This is a genomic window from Hymenobacter glaciei, assembly GCF_039539585.1.
GTDB lineage: Bacteria > Bacteroidota > Bacteroidia > Cytophagales > Hymenobacteraceae > Hymenobacter > Hymenobacter glaciei.
Genome location: NZ_BAABDK010000017.1, coordinates 199,848 through 214,300, shown reverse-complemented (window position 1 = coordinate 214,300; position 14,453 = coordinate 199,848). Strand labels below are relative to the sequence as shown.

Sequence of the window (14,453 nt, the reverse complement as noted above, 5' to 3'; positions counted from 1 at the left end):
CTAGGAGTTGACTTTGACTTTGCCGGCTTTGATGTCCACGCTCGAGCCGCCATCAATCACTAATTTTTTACTGGTTTTGATGGTCTTCTCCTTGGCCTGCACCTCCATCTTTTCTTCCGCGGCGACCGTTATGTTCTTTTTCGCCGTCAACGCAATGCTCTTGGCGTGGGAGCTAATCATGAGTTCTTCCTCGGCATCCAGGGAGATGGTCTTGGCGTGGAGCTTAATGGCGCCTTTCGCCCCCGCTTCCAAGGTAATGTCCGGGCTGAGCACCCGCACCGGGCCGTTGCTTTTGATGGTGATGCTGCCGTCGCCCTTGAAGCCGACCTCCACGGCCGTGTCCTTATTGTTGGAGTTGGAGAGCAAGATGGTCTGCTCGCCCTTTTTGTCCGACATCACCACTTTGTTGCCGCCAGCGGTTTGCAAGCCCTTGAGGTGGTTGTCGGCCGTGGTGTACTTCGCCTGCTGCGGGTTCTGGGGGTGAAACAGGTTGCCGAGCACCACCGGGAAGTTGGCCTGGTTTTGCTCGTAGCCCACCAGCACCTGCGAGCCCACCTCGGGCGTAAACATTTGCCCCTTGCCATTGCCCGAGTAGGGCGTGCTCACCCGCATCCAGCCAGTTTCGGCATCGGCCCGCTTTTCCACCGACCAGTAATAGCGCACCCGCACGCGGCCCAGGTGCTGCGGGTCGGCCACGTCGATGACCTCGGCCAGCTCGGGCACGCCCGGCGGGGACTGCACCTGCGGGTTGGCCGGTGGGTGCTTGGCCGCATCGGGCAGGGCGACGAAAGCATTCTGGTACATGTCGCCCTGCACCGAGTGCGTGACTTCGGTAAGGCGGTAGCGACCATAGTCGTGGGGTTTGCCCCCCTGATTTCCCTTTACCGCGACCACCCGGCCCACCCCAAAGCTGGGATTTTCGCCCGTGCCCTGGAACGTGACCAAGCTACTAACCTGGTTTTCCTGCCACTCCTTGATGGTGGTGTTGAGCTGCTGTTGGCTGCGCACGTGGCGGTCGGCCTGCAGCCGCGCCGGCTGCTGAAACAGTTGGTCGGACTGCTGCAGCGCGAAGGCAGCGAATGGGTTCATCTGCGTCGGCGACTGGCTGGCGGAGCTGCCCTCGTGGGGCTTGTGCGCCAGGTAGTCGTAGCGGGTAAGGGCAAACCGGGTGGGCTGCAGCTCAATGGCCATACTGAAGCCGTCGGTGCCCTGCACGGCAAACGGCAGCGCGTCCTGGTCGGCGGGCGGGCCCAGGCACAGCGCCCGCCCGTCGTAGTAAAACCACTCGCCGTACTCATCGGCCAGCCGCCGCAGAAAAGCGTAGGGGCTCTCGCCGTACTGCACGGTATACTTGACGGCCTCCTGGTGCTGGGGCGCCAAGGGGCCGGCGTTCGGCACCAGCTGGCTGTACGGCTGCAGCACGTGCGTGAAAATTTCTTTCAGGCCCTTCTTCAAAAAAGTGCGGCGCTGGGTGCCGTCTTCGAGCAGGTAGGTGGGGCTGAAGCCGCTAAGCACGAAGCTATGGGCAAAATCGCCGGAGTTAGAAAGGGCAATGTGGGTAATGACGCCTTTAAACAGCAGCGGCGGGTCTTTGCTGACGGCCGGCGTGAGGGTAATGGTCAGAAACTTGCCGCAGTAGCGGGTGTGGGCTTCATGAAAAAAACCGTCCCCGTGCTCGGTTTCCAGCATCTCGTATGGCACCGCCACTTGGAAGGAGTGGTGTGTGAACAACTCCTGCCGGATGCTGACGCTGTGGTAATCGGGCAGGGCGGGGCCGCCATCAATGCTGATGGTAACGTTTACGGCAATCGCCATTAGGTATTGGGAAAGGGGTGGAAATCGTGGCAGGCCGGTAGGGCAATAGTAGAACCACTATACAAAAGAACGAGAAGTATCCCAAAGTAGCGTTGTCGACAACGGTGGCGCCCGCAGATGCGCCCCAAAAAAGTGACAGTCAGCCTTACCTTTATCCACCACTTTCCCTTTCCGCAACCTTCCAAACAGCCTGTCTACCTTATTATGCGTTCCCCTGCTCCCGCTGCGCATCGCACTGACCGCCAGCGCCTGACTCGCGTCAGCCAGCCCCGGTTGGCGAGGCCAGCCCCCGTTGCCGACCGGGCCCGTCAAGTGCGCGCGCCCGCCCTACCCCGTCCCCCCGCTCCGCCCGCGGCCGTTAGCTACAACACGCTGGTCATCAACGGGGAGAATGACTCGCGCTGGCAAATTATGTTCGGCGATGGCAACCAGGTAAGCACGGTGAACCTAGCCGATTACCGGGTGCACGCCGACATCGGGCACCGCGTGTACAACCTGACGGGCATCCTGCCCGACGCAATTGGCATTGACCTGAATGCGGGCGCGGGCGTGCATTCGTTTTCGATGTCGGGAGGTGTCAACTTTATCTGGCACACGCGGGGCGACGTGACGCTGTTTCCCGAGGTGCATTTCTACAAAGGGGCCAACCTAGGTTTTGCCAAAGGCATCACCTCCGCGGGCACGGATGCCTCGGTGGGCGGGGCCTTGCTGCTGGCCTGGGCCACGGCCTACGACACAAAGGGCAACAGCACGCCAGCTCCCAGCGCCTGGGTGGCCAATGGCTACAACTGGACCGGCTACTTCTGGTCGGCATCGCTGAGCATTCCCACGCCCTGGGGCTTCAACGCCACGGTGTCGTATTTCACCTCCGACTGGCACCCGGTGCGCAAGGACAACACCGTCTGGTGGGGCGTCTCCATCGGGGCCTCGCGAAACCTGCAGCCCACCGGTAACCTGCCGTCCAAGGCCTGGGACATCGCGAAGCTGCTGGCCGGTAAATCAGGCCTGGCCCTCTCGCAGCAGGAGTACTACATGGTTTTTGGCAATGGCCAGGATTATCTGCTGGACCAGCGGGGTCGCCCGACCAAGTCCATTTCGGGTGGGCAATGGTTTATTAATCAGAATGATTACAATAAAAAGTAAGTGGCCCTCAACCAACGGCTACTTGACTTTAAGCTTTCCTTTATTTTTAAAATGGGGTCTCAGCCATGAAATTCTTTCTTGTTTTTGTTGTCATTGCGGGAATTTTTCTATGGCTAGCGCCCAAGCTGATAAGTGGAATAGGCTACCTCCTGAGCCCGCCCTATGTGGCTGTGGAAAAGCAGACCGAACTAGCAGGTAAAGTCACGGTGTACAGTGCCAACCGGCGAAAGTATCTTTATTCACTCGAAGGCCGGCGCGAAACCTTCGACTTCGATAGTTTCCAGAATGAGGGGCTTTGGGAGGGCGGCCGATTGGGTACCTACCTGGAAAGTGGCGATGTAGTGCAGAAAAAGGCCAATTCGGATACCTTACGTGTTACACGCAATGGCCAGCACTCTAGCTGGACAATAGTCCCTTAAGCTGCCGGATATTTTGAGTGGAACAATGTAGTGTAGGCTGGCCGAAGTAGGGTCGAATAGCTTGAGGACGGACACTAGTGGCGAAGAAAGAGATATGAATGAGCGGTAAACTTGCCGCCGCTGTCGTGGCTAGCGCCCGGGTGGGGCTGGCCTACGCGGGCGAGGAAGCCGCCGGGCTGCCCTGGCGGTTTCGGATACGAGATAGCAAGTGGACGAGCCCGGCGAAGTGAAGGGCCGCGCTGCATGCACCAGGGCGGAAAAGTGCATTCTTCAGCGTAACCGTAGTTTACCAAACCCATTTCCCGGGCACGTTTCGCAAACGTTAATCATTAAACCAATTTCTTAAATAATCCCGGTCTGGCAGTAGCTTTAAGTGTTTGATTTTGAGCAGTTGTTTAGGGTTTACTAAAAGGAGCCGGCAAAAAGCAGTGGCACGGTCAGGGCTGCGTATTCCCATGCCTGCAAGCCGCAAAGGCGAGCGCAGTGTACCCGCGGCGGGGGTGGGCTAGTTTGGTAACCACAGGCCTGGCCGACCCCAAACGAGCGGGCCCGGGGGTGCTCGTTTGGGGTGGTGAAAGGTAGCGACGCGGGTGCTTTAGCAGGGTTGTTCACGCAGCAGACCCGCCATATCGAACAGGCGGCGTTCCACCTGCGCCAGCAGAACAGGGGGAACGGGAACCTGAACGCCGTGGCGCGTGAAGAGGTAGCGCACCAGGGCGGTGAGTTCGCGCACTTCCTCCTGCAGCTGCACGCGCGTGCCGTGCCACTGCCGGGCGCCGTCGGACGCCGTCCGACTGGAGTGGCAAACGGCAATGGCGTGGCTGATGAGCGCGGCCAAGAGCCCGAGGGCTCGTTCCTCGGCGGGACTAAAGGTGCGGGGCTGGCGGTCGACGATGCAGAGCGTGCCCAAGGGGTACTGGTCGGGCAGGCACAGCAGGGCGCCGGCGTAGAACCGGACCCCGTGCTGGCTGGCGGTGTGCAAGGCTTCGGCAGGCACGGCGGGGTAGGTTTCAAGGGCCAGGTCGTGGTACACCACGGCGCGATCTTGCGCGATGGCCGTTGCGCACAGGGTACCGGCGCGGGGCAGGCGGCCGGGGCCGGGGCCGGGCATGCCAAAGTGGACGGGGTACAGCACCTCGTCTTCTTCGACCACCGCAATCAGGGAGATGGGCAGGCCAAAGACCTGGGCCGTAAGCGCCACGAATTCATCGAATAAGGGTTCGATGAGGGTCGGCAGCACGTCGTGGGCCCGCAAGCTGCGCAGGCGTTCGGATTCGTTGGGAGGCAACAAAGTAGCGGAATTCGGAGAGGTAAGCATATTCGAGGAGAAAACGTAAAACCAATCGTTGCCGGGGCTGATGGGCAAGCCGCAGCGAGGCGGGCCCTGCCTGGTGGAACCCGCGGAGGGGAAAGCGGGGCCTGTTCCAAAAGTCCTTTCCACGCTTCGGTAACCGCTACTCTAGGCCCCGCGAACGCCGTGCCGGTATAGTAATCGACCGCAAAATCGTTGTAATTCAACTAATTGCTTAATGCCCGGTTCGGCGCTTCTCTTATTCCTGGATTCGGCTCCAGATACGGGAGTTTTTAGGTTTTCTTAAAACCGTTGGCGCTCTCTTCAGCAGAGGATACAGCCACTATGGTAGAAGGTGCCCGTTGAGCGACTGGTCACGTCGACACGGCTCAACGGGGCAGGTGGGCACAGGGGTCGGGACGACGGGGCGGGGCTCAGCATGAGCTGGGCTGGGGCGTTTATAAAGAGAGCCCAACGGGAGTACCTGTTCAGCAGAAGGGTGGAAAAGCACTCTTTTTGTTTGGAAAACCCGTTCACTTTCCGCTAGAAGGTGTCGTGAGTACCTCCTCACGGCCGCCAATCTATTGAGCGGAGGGATGGTTATTCCGCGCTTTCAGTCCAGGGTTCCGGTTGTTTTGAATGTATACCAGGTGAACCGTTGGGTGCGCGGAGCGTCCCGCTGTGTGGTGATACTTCCTTGGTAGACCACCTCAAAGAAGCGTGCTTTGCGCAACTCGGCTTCGTCGTGGTCGCCGCTTGGACTTTCTATTGCGTAGCGAATGGAGTCGCCGGGCGCCAGCCAAGCCGGACCGGCCTCGGCAGGGTTGCAGTAGCGTTTCACCTTCCGGTTAGGCATCAACGGCTGGTGCTGGGCATCGTAGAGAAATAAGTAAACCGAACAATGATACGGGCGGGTGAGAAAGTAGGGACGCGTGCCCGCGTTGCGCACCGTCAATTCCCCGCCCGAGCGCACGTTGACGTGCCGGGTGTGCACCAGTACCCCAGTCGCCGCCGCTTCCGCTTCTGTAGCGAAACGCAGTGCAGGAGCGCAGCCGGGGAGCAGGGCGCAAACAAGCAACCACCGAACGAACATAGGTTTGTGAGTTGGTATAGAAATAGAAAAACGTTGGCATGGAAACAGAAAAACAGTGTTTTTTCCGGTGAGATAAACGGTCCGAAAGCAAACGGTCTTCTACGCGGCGACTGCACCCGGTAACAGCAGCCACGAGTAATAGAATACGGATTAGGGGTTTGTGCATAGCGTTAGCTTGGGTGCGTTCAACGAGGCGTTAGAATAACCCACCCATGCCAAGCACCCAGCTATCCGTACGGGTTGGTAATTTTGATTTCCAGCCAACGGTCGGGCCGGTCGAGGGGCTCGTAGCCGAAGCGCTGGTAGAGGGTGTGGGCGTCGAAGGTGGCCAGCAGGTGGCGGCGCAGGTTTTGCAGGTCGGGGTGGGCGAGCATTTGCTTCACCAGCCACTTCGAGAGGCCGTGGCCGCGGTGAGCGGGCAGCACAAATACGTCGCAGAGCCAGGCGAACGTGGCTCGGTCGGTGACCACCCGGCAAAAGGCGGCCTGCTGCCCATCGGGAGCGTAGATGCCGAAGCACAGCGAATGGGCAATGGCCCGCTCCACAGTGTCGCGCGGAATGTTCTTGGCCCAGTACGACTCTTCGCTCAGCCAGCGGTGCACGGCCACGACGTCGAGCTGGGCAGGGTCGGTGCTGAGCGTATAGCCCGAGGGGTGGGCAGCCGTGAAAAAGGCAAACATAGCGGGCGGTGGGGCAAAAATGGCTGCGCAAGCTACAAAAGCCGCCGGGATGCTCGGGCTTCGCACCCCATTATCAATTCCGTGCAGGCCTGCGCCCCGAACACAAAAAAAGAGCCGGCAATTTTGCCGGCTCTTTTTGCAAAGGCGAGAGGACTGGGGAAATTATTCCAGCACCACTTTCCGGGTCAGCACCTGGCCGGCCACCGTCACGCGCAATGTGTAGAGGCCCGTGGCCATGCCGCGGGTGCTCAACGTCTGCTCGGTGGTGCCGTTCAGGTTTTTGGTGGCGACCACCTGGCCCAAGGCATTGAGCAGGGTGGCCTGGCCGGCACCGTTCTGGCCACTGAGGCGCAGCGTGAGCTGGCCCGTGCTGCTCGGGTTGGGGTATACCAGCAGGGCGTCGGTATCGGCCTGGGCCTTGGTACCGGTGGCAATGGCCCCAATGGTGAAGCTGCCCTGCGTGTCGCCGCTACCGTAGCCGCTCACGGCCATGTAGTAGCGCGTGCCCACCGTGAGGCCGGTGATGGTGAGTGGCCCCACGTTCTGGTTGTTGTTGGGGCCCGCCTGGCAGAACACCCGCGTAAACGGGCCCGCCGAGCAGCTGGGGCTGCTGTATACCGTTACCACGCCCGCCGCCGTGCCCGTAATGGTCATGGGCATCGACGCCGCCGAAGCAGTGAAGGTGAACCACACATCCTTGGGCAGCTGCGCGCCCGAACAGGTGGGGAGCGTCACGCCGTTCTGGGTGCTGGTCGAAGCACCCACGTTGTTGCTAGTGGTCACGGTACTGCCCAGGGCTACGGCGCCGCAGGGGTCGTCGTTGGCGGGTACTGGTAGCGGCGTAGTGAAGCACACCGGGCCAGCGTAGCTGCTGCTGCCATTGGCCGTGCCGCAGTTCTGCCGCACATAGAAGCAGTAGTCCTTACTCTGTGTGAGGCCGGTGAGCGTGTAAGTGGCGGCGGTGAGGCCGGTAACCTTCGTGCCCGAACCCAGCACGAAGCCCTGCAGGCCGTACTCAATTTCGTACGTGGTGCCGGTAGGCGCACCGGCTGGCGGCGTAAAGCTGAGCTGCGCGCCGCTGCTGGTGACGTTGGTGGCCGTGAGGTTCGACACCGGCAGACAGGCCGAGTACGTTACCCGCACGTTATCGACGCCAATGTCGGTGGTGCCGAAGTCGCTGAAGGCCTGCAGGCGAATGATGGTAGTGGCGCCAGCCGAGGCGGGCAGGGTTACGGTCTGCCGCGTCCAGGCGCTGGCCGTGGTCAGCTTGAGCAGGGTCGGCCCGAAGGTAGTGCCCCCGTTGGTGCTCACGAGGACTTTCAGCGAATCGGTGCCCGTCGTGTTAAGGTAGTCGAACGTGAGGCCTGCCGCGGCACCCGTGCCGGCCAGGTTCACATACAGGTCGAGCTGACCGCTGGTGCCCCTGGTGGCGTTGTAGGAGTGGAAGCGGGCCGAGTGGGTGCCGGAGGCTCCACCCACCGTGCTGCTGGTGGGAGTGTAAGCGCCCGAGGTAGGCCCTACCCAGGCGGCACTGGCGCCGTCGTCTTCGCGGCGCCACGAGTTGTTGCCCGTCACGGGCTTGCCGCGCCAGTTCACCGCGGGAATCTCCCGGGTACCGCACTGGCTCAGCCAGGTGGCTTCGAAGTCCTGCGTGTAGGGCGTCGAGTTGTTCACCAGCACGTAAGGGGCGGCCACGCATTCGGTGGTGAAGGTGACGAACGTGGGCGCGGAGTTGCCGTTGGTGCCGCCGCAGTTGGTCACGATGCTCACCGTGTAAGCGGTGCTGGAGGTCAAGCCGGTCAGGGTAACCGGCGAGGTGGTAGCCGGTTGCGAGGTAGCGGTGCCACCGGCCGGCGTTACCGTCACGGTGTACGAAGCGGCACCGGCGGCGGGCGTAAAGCTCACCGTTGCGCCCGTGGCCGTGGTGTTGCTAACCGAGGCAGCCGTCACAGCCGAGCAGGTGATGTAGTCCACGCGCAGGTTGTCAACACCGATATCAGTAACCCCGAAATCGCTGATGGCCCGCAAACGGATAACCGTAGTGGCCGTGAGGCCTGTGGGCAGGGCCACAGTTTGCCGCGTCCAGGATGCCGCGTTGCGCAAAGCCAGTATCACCGCCCCAAAGCTGGTGCCGCCGTTGGTGCTCACGTACACCTTCAGCGAGTCGGCACCGGAAGTGTTGAGGTAGTCGAAGCTAAGCGTGGGAATACCCGCCGTGCCGGCCATGTTCACCGACAGGTCGAGCTGGCCGATAGTCCGGTTGGCGGCACTGTAGGAGTGGAAACGAGCCGAGTGCAGGCTGGTGCTGCCCAGCGGGCTGCCGGCTGGTGTGTAAGCGCCCGAGGTAATGCTCGTCCAACCGGCGCTGGCGCCGTCGTCCTCGCGGCGCCACGAGTTGTTGCCGCTTGTGGGCGTGTTGCGCCAGTTCACACCCGGCGCCTCGTTGGTGCCGCACAGGCTCAGCCAGTTGGCTTCAAAATCCTGCGTGTAGGGAGTGGCATTGTTCACCAGCACGTAGGGAGCCGTGGTGCAGTCGGTGCGGAACGTAACAGTGGCCGCCGTCGAATTGCCATTGGCCGCGCCGCAGTTGGTTACGATGCTAATCGAGTAGGCCGTGCTGGGCGTCAGGCCGGTCAGGTTCACGGGCGAAGCCGTTACCGTCTGGGTCGTGGCCGTGCCGCCGGCCGGCGTCACCGTCACGAGGTACGAGGCCCCGCCGGGCGAAGCCGTAAAGTCGAGCGTGGCGCCGTTGGTGGTGATGTTCGACACCGAAACCGCCGTCACCGCCGGGCAGCTGATGTAGCTCACCCGCAGGTTGTCGACGCCGATGTCGGTAACCCCAAAGTCGCTGATGGCCCGCAAACGGATGATGGTGGTGGCCGTGAGGCCCGTGGGCAGGGCCACGGTTTGGGCCGTCCAGGTGCTGGCGTTGCGCAGGCTCAATACCGCCGCTCCAAAAGTGCTGCCGCCGTTGGTGCTCACGTATACTTTCAGCGAGTCGGAGCCCGAAGTGTTGAGGTAGTCGAAGCTGAGGGTGGGGGTACCTGCCGTCCCGGCCATGTTCACCGACAGGTCGAGCTGGCCAGCAGTCCGGTTGGCGGCACTGTAGGTGTGAAAGCGGGCCGAGTGCAGGCTGGTGCCACCGCCCAGCGGGCTGCCGGCCGGCGTGTAGGCGCCCGAGGTGATGCTCGTCCAGGCGGCGCTGGCGCCGTCGTCCTCGCGGCGCCACGAGTTGTTGCCGGTTAGCGGCGTGTTGCGCCAGTTCACGCCGGGTGCTTCCCGGGTGTCGCACACGCTCTGCCAGGCCGCTTCGAAGTCCTGTGTGTAGGGGGTCGTGTTGTTCACCAGCGCATACGGCGCGGCCACGCAGGCCGTGGTGAACGTAACCACTGTTGCCGCCGACGAGCCGTTGGTCCCGCCGCAATTGCCCACAATGCTAACCGTATAAGTGGTGCTGGCCGTGAGACCGGTCAGGGCTACCGGCGAGCCGGTCGGAGCGGGTGTTACCGTGGTGGCCGTGCCGCCAGCTGGCGTCACCGTCACGGTGTAGGAGCCCGAACCGGCCCCCGGTGTAAAGCTGAGCGAAGCACCCGTGGCCGTAATGCCCGAAATGCTGGCCGCCGTCACGGGGGGGCAGCTCACGTAGCTTACGCTCACGTTGTCGAGGCCAATGTCGGTGAAGCCGAAGTCGCTGCTGCCGCGAAAGCGAACGACAGTAGTAGCCGTCAGGCCGGTGGGCAGGGCCACGGTGCGGCGCGTCCAGGCCGTGGCCGTGACAAACGCAGCTACCGGTGTGGCGCTGAACGTGCTGCCGCCATCGGTGCTCACGTACACTTTCAGCGAATCGGTGCCCGAGGTATTGATGTGGTCGAAGTTGAGGGTAGGGGTACCAACGGTGCCGGCCATATTCAGGTACAGGTCGAGCAGGCCCGCGCTGCGGCTGGGGGCATTGTAGGAGTGAAAGCGGGCCGAGTGCAGGCTGGTGCCGCCACCCAGCGGGCTGCCGGCAGGCGTGTAGGCGCCTGAGGTGGGGCCGGTCCAGCCGGCGCTGGCGCCGTCGTCGTCGCGGCGCCACGAGTTATTGCCGGTTAGCGGGGTGTTGCGCCAGTTGGCTGCCGGCGCTTCTTTGGTGCCGCACTCGCTCAGCCAGGTGGCTTCGAAGTCCTGCGTGTACGGGGTCGTGTTGTTCACCGTGGCGTAGGGTGCCGCAGCACAGCTCGTCGAGAACGGAACCACGTAGGCCGCGGAAGTCTGGCCCGCGCCGCAGTTGCTCACAATGCCCACCGTATAGGCGCTGCTGGCCGTCAGGCCGGTCAGGTTCACGGGCGAGGCCGTTACCGTTTGGGAGGTGGCCGTGCCGCTGGCTGGCGTCAGGGTTATGGTGTAGTTGCTGGCATTGGTGGTTGGCGTGAAGTTCACCCGGACCCCAGTGGCCGTGATGTTGGTGATGCTGACCCCCGATACGAGCGGGCAGGCTGCTGGCGCGCCAATGGTAACGGTGAAATCCTTGGTTTCGCCGCTGAAGAATTGGGTGCAGGCATCGCCGGACCCGTTAACGCTACCCGTTGAGCGGCTGCGGACGCGCATGGCCGTTTGGCCTTGCACGGCGGTGGTTGGCACCGTAAACTGCACGCTCACCGGCGAGTTGGTGGGCGAGTTGGTGGCTACCTGCGTCCACTCCGACGCGTCGAAGACAAAGTTGTGGTTGTAGTCAATCCAGACCGACACGATGCTGGCCCCGCTTAGGGTAGTCGAGAGCGTGTAGGCTGAGCCGCTGGACAGGGTAGCGGTGGTGTTGCCCGTGGCCGGATACGTGGTATAGGCCTGCGTACCCGTACCCGGGCAGGTAAGGCCCGTGGCGTTGAGGGTAGTGCCCGGAATGGTAACGGCGGTGATGTCGTTGCCGCCGCAGCCGCCGCCCAGGCCGGTGGCGCAATAAGCGGTGGATTGGGCATGGCTGGCAGCGCCGGTCAGCAGCAGGGTTGCTACCGCCAGCGCCTGAGCTCCGGAGCCTCGCAGTCTGTTAAGTAAGCGTTTTTTCATGGGGTGAAGGGGAAAAAGATGAGTTGAAAAAATCAAATGGGCCCACTGCCTCGGGTGACCAGCGGCCCGGATAGTCCTGACTAAGTGAGCAATGTAAGCACAAAGCGGAAGCAATAAAAGGGCGTGGCCGCTTGCTGCTATTCGGCTACCGGCCCGGGTGGCTGGGGCGCCGAGCGAATAGGCGCAAGCAGCGGGTTTGTGCGAGGTAGCGTAGCAACTTAGGGAGAAAGTAACGCGAGAAGAAACAATCGAAGAATAGTTCCTTTCCGCTGTTTTTTTGAACTGTGTGGCGCGTAATTTGCTCGTTGAGAAGTAACTAAAAAAATTATACTGCGGGCTTGATTTCGCTTCCGGGTTTTGCTGGTGTTGCACTTACTTGTAACTTGGAAGTCCGAAGTCATGCTCCCGTGGCATGGCCTGCTCTCGGGTCGGCTTGCTGACCCTTCTTTTGCCACCCCCACCCGCGTTTGTTTTCCTCCCCTTCACCCATGCACCCCTTCACCCATGAAAAAAACGTTACTTTCTTATTGGCTCTTGCTGTGGGCGTGCGCCTTGCTGGGCGGGCTGCCAGCGGCTAGGGCATCGCACCTGCTCGGGTGCGACATGACCTATACTTCGCTCGGGGGCAACCAATACAAGGTGCGGTTCCGACTGTACCGCGACTGTTCGGGCGCGGGCACCCCGACGTCGTTCGACCTGGAGTGCCGCAACGGGGGGTGTAATGCCCCGGCCAGCGTTACGGCCAGCCTTATGCCAGTGGGCCAGACCATTGCCGCTACGCCGCTGTGCCCCACCAACCCCACCACCTGCAGCAACCCTTCGGGCACGTACCCGCTTTACGACTTCACCAACTACGAGGCCACCGTGACGCTGCCCCCTGGCCAGTGGACGATGAGCACGCGGCTGGGCAACCGGCCCGATATCGGCAACCTCACCGGGGGCGCGTCCAACTACCTCTACACCGAGGCGTTTCTGGACAACCGCGGCACCGCTGTGGTGAACACCTCGCCCCAGTTCGACCCGCAGGATGTTCCGATTCAGTACGTGTGCGTGAACCAGCTCACCACGTTTGGTTTCTCGGCCATCGAGCCCGACGGCGACTCGCTGGTGTACTCGCTGGCCGCCCCCCTGGACAATTGCGGCGCTCCCATTGCCTACAAGCCCTATCCCGGCGCGGCGGGTGGGGTAGTCATCATCACCCGCAGCCCGCTGTGTGTGTTGGAGTTTCCGTCGCTTACGGGCGGTAGTACCTACACGCCGCAGCTGCCGCTGCCGGTGGCCTACGATGTCATTGGCTCGTGCCCTATCCAGCAGGGGGTGCCCTATTTCCGCCTCAACCAGCAGGCCCGTACCGTAACCTTCAAGCCCAACGTTTACCTGCCCAACCTGCCGGCCGGCGACGGCGGCAACAAGTACGTGGTGGTGGTGGAAGTGAGCGAGTACCGCCGCATCAACGGCGTGCGCCGCATTATTGGCCGCGTGCGCCGCGAGGCCGTGCTCATCGTCATCGACTGCGGTACCAACAGTACCCCCAACCCGGTGGTGGCTCAGAACCAGACGCCCAACTCGAACACCGCCACTACGAACACCGTCGATACCACCCGGATTAACGTGTATTCGTGCAGCTACTCGCGGGTGAGCGTGAACTTCACCGACCCCGACAACCTGAAGACGCCCAGCGCCCGCCAGCGCCTGACCGTAACCTTGCCGGCCACCATCAACTCCGACCCCAGCTACCTGGCCGGGGGCGACGTGGGCACGTTTGCCTTCAGCACCGACCCGGCGCACGTCAACGGCTCCGAAAACCCTCAGGCCACGTTCATTTTCCAGCCCTCGCCCAACATGGTCGGGCGCACCATCCGCATCAACGTGCGCATCGAGGACAATGCCTGCCCGGTGAAGGGGCTGCAGAACCGCGTTATCGTTATCCGAATACTGAAGGGCAACTTTGCCACGGCCTTGGCCACTGCCGGCGGCACCAACCTTACCGGCGTGACGCCGCTTACGCTGTGCAGCGGCTCGCTGGCCCTGAAGGGCTCGGTGGTACGTCCCGACTCCATTCGCAACCTGGCCACCAACAAATCGGTGGTGCAAGTCTACGCCTACCAGTGGAGCCTGGTGCGTGGCAATGGCTTTAATGCCGCCACGGCCACCAGCCAGAACATCTCCGTGAACCCCACTATTACGAGCCGCTACAAGTTGCTCATTACGCCCACCAGCGGCTTCGGCCCGGGCTGCGGCGACACCACTTCGATTCTGGTGCGGGTAGCTCCGCCGGTAGCGGCCCGCTTCACCATCACCGACTCCATTTCGAGCCGTCCGGTGAGCAGCACGGGCATTGCGCCCGGCCGCCTGGTGCCGCCCATCACCTACAAGTTCACCAACCAGTCCACCATCAACGGGGCGGTGCCGTGCAGCAGCGGGGTAACCACCAATTGCTACGCTTCCCCGGAATTCCGGCTCGATTCGTTGGTCTGGACTTACCAGCGCATCAAGGACGGGACCGGCAGTCCCACAGCCAACGCGCCAGTGGTGGTATTTGCCCGTGGCTATGCACCCAAAGACCTGAAACTGACCGATGGGGGCACCTACCTCATCAAGCTCAGCGCGGCCTCTACGCTCATCACCAACAACACGACTTCGCGCGTGCCCGGCCAGTGCGCGGCCTCCTTGTATCAGCGCCTCGTGATTGTGCCCGAGCTGAATGCTCCCAACATCATCACCCCCAACAACGACAACCTGAACGACGTGTTCGTGCTGCCCTTCAGCCAGCGCGGCGGCAAGCTCGAAATCTTCAACCGCTGGGGCAGCAAGGTGCAGGAGTACAGTAACTACCAGAACACCTGGGCCGGCGCCGGCCAGCCCGACGGGGTGTACTACTACTACGTCACCGACCCCAGCGGCAATAAGTCGAAGGGCTGGGTCGAAGTGCGCCGCGGGCAGTAGTTCGCTGCCGCAGTATTGGTTAA

At 62.2% G+C, this 14,453-nt stretch carries 8 protein-coding genes; 3 read left to right on the top strand and 5 right to left on the bottom strand.

The genetic code is table 11. From position 1 onward, the window contains the following. A complete protein-coding gene (locus ABD837_RS11685) occupies window positions 1-1,815 on the bottom strand; it encodes a type VI secretion system Vgr family protein (RefSeq protein WP_345054451.1) in 1,815 nt (604 codons plus the stop codon). Window positions 1,816-2,019: 204 nt separating this feature from the next. On the opposite strand from ABD837_RS11685, the gene ABD837_RS11680 reads away from it, so the two are divergent. Both ABD837_RS11680 and ABD837_RS11675 read left to right on the top strand, forming a co-directional pair. Beyond that, complete coding sequence (locus ABD837_RS11680; RefSeq protein WP_345054448.1) at window positions 2,020-2,958, top strand: hypothetical protein; 939 nt, start codon at window positions 2,020-2,022, stop codon at window positions 2,956-2,958. A 65-nt stretch (window positions 2,959-3,023) separates the two neighbouring features. Further along, complete coding sequence (locus ABD837_RS11675; protein ID WP_345054444.1) at window positions 3,024-3,377, top strand: hypothetical protein; 354 nt, start codon at window positions 3,024-3,026, stop codon at window positions 3,375-3,377. Between the two features lie 595 nt (window positions 3,378-3,972). On the opposite strand, the gene ABD837_RS11670 is transcribed toward ABD837_RS11675, so the two are convergent. The 4 genes from ABD837_RS11670 to ABD837_RS11655 form a co-directional block, all read right to left on the bottom strand. After that, entirely contained in the window at window positions 3,973-4,695 is a 723-nt protein-coding gene (locus ABD837_RS11670) for a GAF domain-containing protein (RefSeq protein ID WP_345054440.1), read from the bottom strand. A gap of 586 nt (window positions 4,696-5,281) precedes the next feature. After that, on the bottom strand, window positions 5,282-5,761 hold the full coding sequence (locus tag ABD837_RS11665; protein ID WP_345054437.1) for a hypothetical protein: 480 nt from the start codon (window positions 5,759-5,761) through the stop codon (window positions 5,282-5,284). A 227-nt stretch (window positions 5,762-5,988) separates the two neighbouring features. Beyond that, window positions 5,989-6,441: a GNAT family N-acetyltransferase gene (locus tag ABD837_RS11660; protein ID WP_345054434.1), complete on the bottom strand. Its 453-nt coding sequence runs from the start codon at window positions 6,439-6,441 to the stop codon at window positions 5,989-5,991. Window positions 6,442-6,603: 162 nt separating this feature from the next. Next, on the bottom strand, window positions 6,604-11,484 hold the full coding sequence (locus ABD837_RS11655) for a fibronectin type III domain-containing protein (protein ID WP_345054432.1): 4,881 nt from the start codon (window positions 11,482-11,484) through the stop codon (window positions 6,604-6,606). A gap of 504 nt (window positions 11,485-11,988) precedes the next feature. Between ABD837_RS11655 and ABD837_RS11650 the strand changes: the two genes are divergently transcribed. Continuing rightward, a complete protein-coding gene (locus ABD837_RS11650; protein ID WP_345054430.1) occupies window positions 11,989-14,430 on the top strand; it encodes a T9SS type B sorting domain-containing protein in 2,442 nt (813 codons plus the stop codon). The last annotated feature ends 23 nt before the right edge of the window (window positions 14,431-14,453 follow it).

Bases quoted from the DNA above. Each gene is read 5' to 3' on its own strand.
- ABD837_RS11685 (WP_345054451.1), bottom strand. From the start codon at position 1,815: ATGGCGATTGCCGTAAACGTTACCATCAGCATTGATGGCGGCCCCGCC.
- ABD837_RS11665 (WP_345054437.1), bottom strand. From the start codon at position 5,761: ATGTTCGTTCGGTGGTTGCTTGTTTGCGCCCTGCTCCCCGGCTGCGCT.
- ABD837_RS11680 (WP_345054448.1), top strand. From the start codon at position 2,020: ATGCGTTCCCCTGCTCCCGCTGCGCATCGCACTGACCGCCAGCGCCTG.
- ABD837_RS11650 (WP_345054430.1), top strand. From the start codon at position 11,989: ATGAAAAAAACGTTACTTTCTTATTGGCTCTTGCTGTGGGCGTGCGCC.
- ABD837_RS11675 (WP_345054444.1), top strand. From the start codon at position 3,024: ATGAAATTCTTTCTTGTTTTTGTTGTCATTGCGGGAATTTTTCTATGG.
- ABD837_RS11670 (WP_345054440.1), bottom strand. From the start codon at position 4,695: ATGCTTACCTCTCCGAATTCCGCTACTTTGTTGCCTCCCAACGAATCC.
- ABD837_RS11660 (WP_345054434.1), bottom strand. From the start codon at position 6,441: ATGTTTGCCTTTTTCACGGCTGCCCACCCCTCGGGCTATACGCTCAGC.
- ABD837_RS11655 (WP_345054432.1), bottom strand. From the start codon at position 11,484: ATGAAAAAACGCTTACTTAACAGACTGCGAGGCTCCGGAGCTCAGGCG.